Genomic DNA, 9502 nt, shown 5'->3' with positions numbered 1-9502 from the left:
TGACCGGCATAATTGTGATCGAAATAGAGGGGCCAAGCCTTTCCGATACTCCCCCCGGCAAGAGGATAAGTGATAGACGGCCGGAGGGGGATGATAATGGCTGGACTGATCCCAAGAAGTAAGGTAGCTTGATGATTCTTACGACAACCGCAAGGGCTCTTTTTAACAAACTTGACGAGCTAATTCGTCAGGAGAAGTTCGATAGTGTCGTGAACATGATAGAATCTGTCCTACTAGACGGTGACTCCAGTCGCGACTTCCCAGTGGTTGAGCAAGGCATCTTATTGCTTTACAAGGCTGAGTCCCTCTTCAGACTGTGCAAGTTCTCTGCGTCGGAGGAGACCATTCTTCGATCTCTGAAGATACTATCAAACACAGAGATTAATGAGCAATTCGCACGCGCCAAGTTTGTCAGAGGGCAAGTATTACAAGCCCTAGGGTCTTTGGAAAGCGCAGAGGAGGAGTTCAACGAATCTTATGTATACTTCAAGCGACTAGACGATGTTAACGGTATGCTGAAACCACTAAACAGGCTCGCAAACATCGCATATTTGGAAGGCAAGTACGAGAAGGCAGCGGACTTCCTGAAGAGATGTGTCCAGTTGAGTCAAAGGTCGGACGATGACCATGACAGTATGGCGTATCGCCTCAATCTTAGACGGATTTACACAATTCAAGGGAGATTCGCCGAAGCTTCAGGGATCTCCTGTGCGGATGATGCAAGAGTGACCGATGATCGCCTCTTCCAGTGTCATGCCTTCCTTACTCGCGCCCACATTTCCTGTTTAACATTGGACGTTGATTGTGCCGCAGAAACACTGGAAAACGCTTTCCATCTGATACATGATACTGACCTAATGCAGGAAGCAATCTACTACAGAGAATACAGTGGGTTGCTTGCTTACACTCGTGGCAACTACGCCAAAGCGCGCGAGTACTACCATAAAGTCCTCGACATGCCGGAACCGACGGCGTCGGCGGTTGCGCAGACACTGCGGATGCTGACTGATGTCTACATTGCCGAAGAGAAGTTCGCCATCGCGGAAGAGACCGCCGTCAAAGCCGAAGCAGCTATCACCAGGATCAACGAACGCATCGAACTCGGCGCGCTCTATCGAGCTTATGGTCAGATACATACACATAAACAAGAGGCCGAATCGGCCTGCGACGATTTCAAGAGATCGATTGATCTGTTGCGTGAGATAGGTGCGCGCTATGAGTTAGCTCTGTCGTATCTCACCGCCGGCAAGTCGGAGTCATACGGCTTCGATGAACGCATGCGCCACCTCGAAATGTCGCGGATGCTCTTCATCGAGATGGATGTCCCGAAACGTGTCGAACAGGTCAAAATCGCTTTTGCTGAGTTGCGAAGAGCTGCCAACGTATCCGCTGCTTCACGAAAAGATGATTTGGCTGCGCCCGCAATTATCACCGGCAACCGACAGATGAAAGAGATACTTGCCGCAGTTGAGAGAATCAAGAATACATCTCACACAGTGCTCATCACCGGCGAAACCGGAACCGGCAAGGATCTTCTTGCCGAATATATCCACAGATCATCGACCCGCGCCAACAAACCGTTCCGGATTGTAAACACTGCCGCAATACCGTCTGAACTGCTGGAATCGGAGCTTTTCGGATACCGCAAGGGGACATACACCGGCGCGACTCATGATAAAGCGGGTCTGATCGAATCGGCTGAAGAAGGGACGTTCTATTTCGATGAGATCGGCGATGCTCCTCTCAGCGTTCAAACTAAGATTCTAAGAGTACTCGATACGAAGAGCGTTAGGCGACTCGGAACAACTTCTGATATTAAGGTCAATACGCGGTTTATCGCTGCTACAAACCTTGACTTGAAACAGATGATGGACTCGGGTCATTTTCGCAGCGATCTCTATTATCGCCTGCAGGAAATGCCCCTCCACCTCCCCCCGCTCCGTGACAGACTCGACGATATCAGACTGCTTGTCGAGTTCTTTCTTCAGGGAACCGGCTTCGAGAGTGCAGCGACCGACAGCGGCACACTTGATCGCCTCATTGAACGATTCAACAATCGCGACTGGCCGGGGAATATCCGTGAGCTGAAGTTCGAGATCAATCGCATGATAGCGCTGGCGCCGGGAAACAACATCGATGATCTGTTGAAAGTGCCGAGTGCCATCGGAAAGACTGATGAGAGCATCGACAAAGTCTCCATCGAACGGGAGCATTTGCTTGAGGTGCTGCGCCGTAATGATAGCAATCAGTCAAAAGCTGCCAGAGAGCTTGGCATACATGAATCTACATTCCGCTATCATATGAGAAAACATCGAATTTCATAATCCCGCCGACCAATATTTCTTCGATTCGTAACTTCGTAGTAGACTCGTAGTCTCATCGGTCTCGAAAGCCGTTATATTTCAACACGATAGAAACGTCACTACGAGTCACTACGAATTATTCGTAGGAAAAAGCCTCGAGTATAGTCCGCAACGACCTGACCACTCCGCCCCTGCCCACCTGTTCTTGCAGCGTAACTCATGATATACCAATGACAAACGCCAGCGCAGCAATGGAAAGATGATTGCAGGATCAGTTCTGGCACAACACTTGCAATGTGTCTATTCAGCCACTTGCGGACAGAGAGGGGGGATTGATTAGTGGCTGGATACGTGAACGTCTAACGAAGCCTCTCAACACTGCAGGGTACCAGACCGGGTTCGGTACGGGGACAGGGAATCTATGTGTATCGAGCCCGGCCGCTCTCCCGACGGATGAGCAGCGGTAACTGAGTGAAACAGCACGAAAGGAGGTGCCGGCCGAGCAAGTAATCCTGAATCAAGACAACAATTGCAGAGTGATTGGTATGTGAGGTAAACTCAATGGTTGACAATTATGACAAGGCTGGGTTAATTTCAGTAGAGTCAAGAATGCAACGGTCACGCTTGATGTGCGCATATGACCAGGGGAATACTGAAATGACCGGTGTTGACAGCGATTCGATACCGGGTTGGCGTATGAATCGGGGTCTTTCGGGACCTGATCAAAGGGAGGAATGATGTCCAGCTACAGATGTTTGAGAACCAATCCCCTATTCTCACTGCCGATCATTCTGTTGATAATCGTAACTGCACTTGTCCTCTCCTGCGAGGGCGACAAGATGATCGATCCTGTTCAGGATCGAGTGCCGCCAGCCACGACACAAGACCTCGCAATCGACAGCTTATCGAGCGGGAGTATCCGACTCAACTGGACAGCTCCCGGTGACGACAGCATGACAGGTCAGGCATCACAGTACGACATCAGATATTCGACGACAGAACTCGACTCCTCGACATGGGATTTCGGAACGAGCTGCACGAACACACATGCACCGAGTATCGCGGGGGATATCGAGTCATTCGCAGTGACCGGCCTTGAACCTATGACGAAATACTACTTCGCACTTCGTACATCAGACGAATCGCACAACTGGTCGGAAGTGTCAAACACCATCTCCGCCAAAACCCCCGACACACTCATCATCACCTGGGAACGAACGTACGGGGGATCACGCAACGAGTGGGCTAGTGCGGTTCTCAATACTGCCGAGGGTTATCTTATAGCCGGACTCACCGCATCGTATGGCAATGGCTATGGTGACATGTGGCTTGTGCATGTCGACCCGTACGGAGAAGTCGTCTGGCAGAAGACCTATGGGACAGGTCAGGATGATCAAGTCCGCTCGATGATCGAAGTGTCGGATGGGTATGTCTTAGCTGGCGAATCGGGGTTTCTTGATCCAACCACATCCTTTCTCGCGGCGTACATCGTACGAACGGATCTCTCCGGGAATGAGATCTGGTCGACACGCTGGTTGGGTTTGGGTTATACGCTCCCCTGGACAATACTACCCTCTCTGACAACTGACGGCTACGTTGTCATGGGCTGGACCGAATACTACGAATTCGAAGAACTGCCACGTAACGCTACATTCATCATCTCTATTGATGAAGATGGACGTGTCACTGATTCACTATTCCTTGATGATACAGAGGGACTCGAAGATTTCGGCGGGCGGGCTATGGTAGTGGTGTCTGACGGATACCTGATCGGCGGGACGCTGTACAATGACCCTTGCATCGTTAAGCTCAGTGCTGATCTCACAGATGTTTCTATCAAACCAATCGCTCAGTATTGCGTGCTCTATTCCATGGCGGATTCTCCAGACGGGGGCGCCATAGCAGTTGGCCAGACGGATTACTCCGATGTTTCCGACCTGCTGCTGATGAAGATCAGCGAGTCAGGAGACGTGGAGTGGTCAAACAGCTACAGTTATGGAGATGTTGATGTCCGCGAGGATGGCTATACAGTCGCGTCCTGCCCTGATGGTGGTTATGTAGCTACCGGGCTGACCATGCGTGGGACTGAGGCAGACCTATACATGGTCAAGGTTGACAGCAAAGGGCGTAAGGAGTGGGACAGGCGCTACGGTGAGGTCGTTTCTGCCGAACTCGGTCTGGCACCGACTCCGACTCCGGATGGTGGCTATCTGATCGCAGGAAGTTTCTGGCCCAATGGCCTGCCCCCCTCTGATCTGCTACTGATCAAGACAGATGCGTATGGAGGATTGTAACACATTGAAGTGAATCTCTGGAAAGGAGGCTCTGAAATGGAAACGAGAATATTGCATAACAGAAGAGGATACCTTGGTGGTATAACAATAGCAATCGCATTGACCGCTCTCATTCTTGCACCTGCCGCTTGGGCGGTCGATTGCAGCTATCCGGTCGTGATCGGTGACTCACTGGTGGGCGATGTACTGTATGGAAGCGAGCCGATCAGCGTTTGGATGCAGCCGTCGAGTGAACTGGTGACTATCGTCCCGGCGCCGGGCAAGAGCACTATCGTCGCTGACTGCATCAACGATACGATCCCGCCGTACTCGATTACCGGCACTGCATCGGAAGTTTATCATCTCAACGAGGGCTATACGATCGATGAGGCAATTGCCGAGCTGAAAGGCAACGATGCGGTAGACCTTGTAATCCCGGTAATCATCAGTAACGATGATAGTATTGCTAAGGTTGCGTATGCCACCGAACAGGTCGTGCTCACTACAAGCGACCCATGGACAGTGCCCACCGTCATTTCCAGTCTTGAGAACGACTACCACTGCCAGGTGATCGAACAGGCTGGCGGTTTCGGTTTCGAGATCGATGGTGTGTGGCGCACATTGCCGGAGAACGAAGGCACGACGAGGTTGCTGATACGGATGACCAAGGAGACTCGGACATTGGCCGGCATAGATGATCCCTTTGCCTTGTCACGGGAATTACACGGCCAACCGGGAATCAGCAGTATATCCCCGAACTTCGCTGCTGAGCTAAATCAGGCGAGTATTGCCCCTGAAGGTGAACGGAGCAATCCACCTCAGGGGAGCCCATCGGACAGCACTGGTGATCCATACCGCATACATCAGTGGTATCTGGAGAGTACCAACGACATCGACATTGACTTCGATTCAGCACATGCAGTCGTTGGGGACAACGGTAAGAATCACAGGGTGGTCATAGCTGTAATAGGTGAAGGCTTCTATCTGGATCACCCCGACATTGATCCTGCCAGCGTGTACGCAACTTATAACGCGACTGGGCTACCATCATGGTCTGACGTCAGTCCACCGGATGACATCCCTAAATGGTATTACCCCTTTTGGGCCAACAGCACGCAGATTGCGGGGATTCTCGCCGCCCAGGAGTTCAACGGTGAAGGCATACAGGGAATGACGCCATGGGCTCAGTACATTTTCATCCGAGTCACTAACGATGATAGGTACACTGACACGTGGAGCATTTGGCGAGCTCTGCAATTGACTTCCCTGCTCAGCGCGTATGACGCGTGTGATGAAGTAGTGTTTCCGGAATACATAACGCCCAGCGGCCCGATTACGGAAGCACTGGCTCTCAATCACAAGTACAACAACGTAATTGTGGCGCCGTTGGGTGACAAGGGGGGACCATTACCCTTCCCCGGCTGCTCCCCTTATACCGTGGGCATAACCGGTTACAATCGTTTCGGCGTTGTAGAATGGTACACCGCCGTTAACCCTTTGCCCGATGGTTGTGCGCCCGGCATTCAAATATACACCGTGGACGCTCCAGATTCACTTGGGAGCAACCCACAGGTACTCCAGTGTGATGGCAATAAGGACTATTTCTGCTTCTTAAATGGGCCGGGTGCTGCTTCAGGTATTGTCAGCGGCATCATTGGGCAGATGTTCTCGGTTGCGCCGAATATGAAGAAGATATATTCGGAACCTCATACGATGCGACCGCTGAACTGGGTACGACAGGTGCTCCGGCGGTCAACATCCGACTATGATGGAGGTGCGTATCCACTGTATGGCTTTGGTAGTGTAAATGCCAGTCGAGCGCTGGCAATGGCTGCGGCGGGAGATGTGGACGCCTCTACCGGCATTGACATCGATGACGTCGTGTATCTCATCGGCTACATTTTCACTGGTGGAGACGCGCCCCAGCCCTACGCGTTTACCGGCGATTCGAATTGCAGCGGCGGTGTCGATATCGATGATGTTGTCTATCTGATCGCCTACATATTCACCAGCGGTCCTGAACCGGTACGGACATGCTCTGACCGCATGCCACCGCTGTAGATGTTACGATTGTTCTGGACAACCAAGCGGCAGATCATAATGATCTGCCGCTCTGCTTGTATAGCTATTGTCACTGGTCGGTAGTGGAGAGAGTAAATGTTTGACAATGAGGATGGGGGTGGTTAGATTTTAGTAGAGCCAAGATTACAACGGTCTAGCGCATTGTGCGCCTACGACCAGGGGGAATGCCGAAATGACCGGTGTCAGAGGCTGTCTGGCGCCGGATTGGGGTTTGAATCGGGGTCTTTCGGGACCTGACCAAAGGGAGGAATGATGTCCAGCCACAGATGTATGAAAGCCAATCCCCTTATTTCACTGCCGATCATTCTGTTGTTCTGTGTAGTATCCCTCATGCTCTCCTGCGGAGGTGACAAGATCATCGATCCTGTTCAGGATCGAGAGCCGCCAGCAACGACCAAAGATCTTTCCATTGACAGCTTATCGAGCGGGAGCATCCGACTGACCTGGACCGCCCCGGGTGATGACAGCGTCACCGGCCAGGCAACACGATACGACATCAGATATTCGACATCAGAGCTCGATTCATCGACATGGGACCTCGGGACAAGCTGCACGAACCCTCACACGCCATCAATTGCCGGAACGACTGAGTCATTCTCAGTGACCGGCCTCGAACCGATGACAAAGTACTACTTCGCGCTTCGCACATCAGACGAATCACACAACTGGTCATCAGTCTCAAACGCTGTCACCGCCAAAACCCCCGACTCAGTCATCATCACCTGGGAACGAACGTATGGCGGACCATATCAGGAGTTGCTTGCTGAAGGGGGTGTTGTCGTAGCGCCGGATGGTGGTTATGTGATGGCTGGACAGACCAGCTCATATGGTTCCGGTGGCAGCGATGTCTATCTAGTCAAAGTTGATGAATACGGCGACATAGTCTGGCAGACGGCCTATGGCGGATCAAGGGGTGACGACGCATGGGATGTTGCAGTGACAGCAGACGGAGGCTACATCACGGCAGGCACGACCGGATACAATGCTGACTTCTTGCTGGATGCACTGATCGTCAAGTTCGACGCCAATGGCCAAGTTGTTTGGGGACGGTCCTACAAAGGTTTTGAGGGATATCATGAAAACTCTGCCTACTCTATCTGCGCGGCACCAGACGGTGGCTACTTGATCGCTGGTTTGACTCAAGACAACTACTACACCGGAGATCCCCCTCCAGGCTATTTCTGGCTTTTGCGAATCGACGAGAATGGAGATGTGATGTGGCAGAAGTTCATCGACGTTGACGCTGACCCTGACTTTGGAGGCTATCCATTCTCGATGGTGTCAGCACCTGATGGTGGCTTTGTCATCACAGGTGCAGGAAACAACATCTTTCTCATGAAAGTCGACAGCTCTGGGAATGTGATCTGGGATAGGCAGCTTGGTGTTGAACTGAACACTCTTGATTCGAGGTGTGTGATTGCTGCTCCGGGTGGGGGGTATATCGTACCGGGCTACACTGCGGGAAACAACTGGGATATCTACCTGGCCCTCCTGAACGAGTCCGGGGACCTGATCTGGCAGCAGACTTACGACAATGGCGAAATCGATGTTGCGTATTCTGTGGTGGCTACTCCGGACGGTGGCTATATATTAGCTGGAGGGACCAAGCCGCCGGGCACGGAAGACGGCCTCATCTACTTGATCAAAGTTGATGGCATCGGCAACCTGATCTGGGAGAAGACTCTGGGACACGGCAATACCGATGGTGCAATGTCAATTGCTGCGGCTCCGGACGGCGGCTACATCGTAGGCGCGAGAACATGGTCGGTTGGCTCCGGAGACTACCGCCTTCTCAAGGTCAATGCAAACGGCGATTTGTGAATCTTGATTCTGTCCGTGATGTGACTTGACAATTACAGTTGCGAGATTCAGACAGTGATTGCATGCTCTGTCTGAGACCCGCTGAATGAATTAGGTTTTGAAAGGGGAATTACTATGTATAACAGAACAATAGGATTGTTGATATGTGCATTGATCCTTGCTCTCTTAGCTGGATCGGCGGCAGGTTCGGACTACCATTACTACTCACTCGGTCAGCAGATCAGTGTTCCGATAAGTGACAGTCTTGTCACGGTAGTGCTCAATCCTGATGGCGAGGGAGCGCTCAGAACAATCGATGCACCCTGCATCGATACGACATTCGAGCCAATCAATATCAATGGATCCACATGGTCATACGGAATCAAGGATGATTGGAGTATAGACTCCGCTCTCACCAACCTCAGACATCACACCTCTGTCAAGATAGCGAATCCGGTACTCGGTACTCCGGACAGCATACCGGTGTTCTTAACCGATGAATTCACGGCCAGGGTGGCCGATGAGGTATCTATTGCAGAGTTCGAGGGATTCGTTCTGATGCACAATGTCGAGATACGAGAGATAGACAGTGTCGACGATCGGAGATACATGCTTCGGATGACAGCTGAATCGGCAGAGGATCTTCTTGAGGTATCCAACACGTTCTATGAGTCTGAACTTGTTGAGTACTCAGTACCGAACTTCTACAATATAGCGGTCCAGGATCATGTGCCAAATGATCCCCAATATCAGTATCAATGGCATTTGAAGAACAACACAGTTCCGGGAGCAGACATCCATTTTGAGCAGGCAATTGACTTCAACTGGGATGAACGTGAGACTGTCACTGTTGCGATAATCGATGCCGGATTCGACCTGAGCCACGAGGACTTCGATAGCACACTTCTCTACCACTGGTACGATGCTGCGGGAGACAACCTCGATTCGCTGGGGCCTGACTCTGATCCGAGTCCCGGCCTTGGTGATTCTCCGAAGGAGAGAATTGATTGGGCTCATGGCACCAACGTCCTCGGGATTGTGAAT

The 9502-nt window shown here is 51.7% G+C and carries 5 protein-coding genes; all 5 read left to right on the top strand.

Annotation, left to right across the window (positions count from 1 at the left end):
* Positions 1-512: 512 nt before the first annotated feature.
* Entirely contained in the window at positions 513-2324 is a 1812-nt protein-coding gene (locus KKH67_12575; protein MBU1320014.1) for a sigma 54-interacting transcriptional regulator, read from the top strand.
* Between the two features lie 716 nt (positions 2325-3040).
* Positions 3041-4597, top strand: coding sequence for a fibronectin type III domain-containing protein (locus KKH67_12570; protein MBU1320013.1), 1557 nt, complete (start codon positions 3041-3043; stop codon positions 4595-4597).
* A gap of 36 nt (positions 4598-4633) precedes the next feature.
* Positions 4634-6637 carry a hypothetical protein gene (locus KKH67_12565; GenBank protein ID MBU1320012.1) on the top strand — a complete coding sequence of 668 codons (2004 nt, stop codon included), beginning with the start codon at positions 4634-4636 and terminating at the stop codon, positions 6635-6637.
* A gap of 273 nt (positions 6638-6910) precedes the next feature.
* Complete coding sequence (locus tag KKH67_12560) at positions 6911-8479, top strand: fibronectin type III domain-containing protein (protein MBU1320011.1); 1569 nt, start codon at positions 6911-6913, stop codon at positions 8477-8479.
* Between the two features lie 114 nt (positions 8480-8593).
* Positions 8594-9502: hypothetical protein (locus KKH67_12555; protein MBU1320010.1), on the top strand; the 909-nt coding region annotated here is incomplete at its 3' end.

The sequence above is a fragment of the Candidatus Zixiibacteriota bacterium genome, assembly GCA_018820315.1.
Taxonomy (GTDB): domain Bacteria; phylum Zixibacteria; class MSB-5A5; order JAABVY01; family JAHJOQ01; genus JAHJOQ01.
This window is presented reverse-complemented; position numbering and strand designations above follow the sequence as displayed.

Coding starts and splice junctions, on each gene's coding strand:
- KKH67_12560 (MBU1320011.1), top strand. CDS start 6,911: ATGTCCAGCCACAGATGTATGAAAGCCAATCCCCTTATTTCACTGCCG.
- KKH67_12565 (MBU1320012.1), top strand. CDS start 4,634: ATGGAAACGAGAATATTGCATAACAGAAGAGGATACCTTGGTGGTATA.
- KKH67_12570 (MBU1320013.1), top strand. CDS start 3,041: ATGTCCAGCTACAGATGTTTGAGAACCAATCCCCTATTCTCACTGCCG.
- KKH67_12575 (MBU1320014.1), top strand. CDS start 513: ATGCTGAAACCACTAAACAGGCTCGCAAACATCGCATATTTGGAAGGC.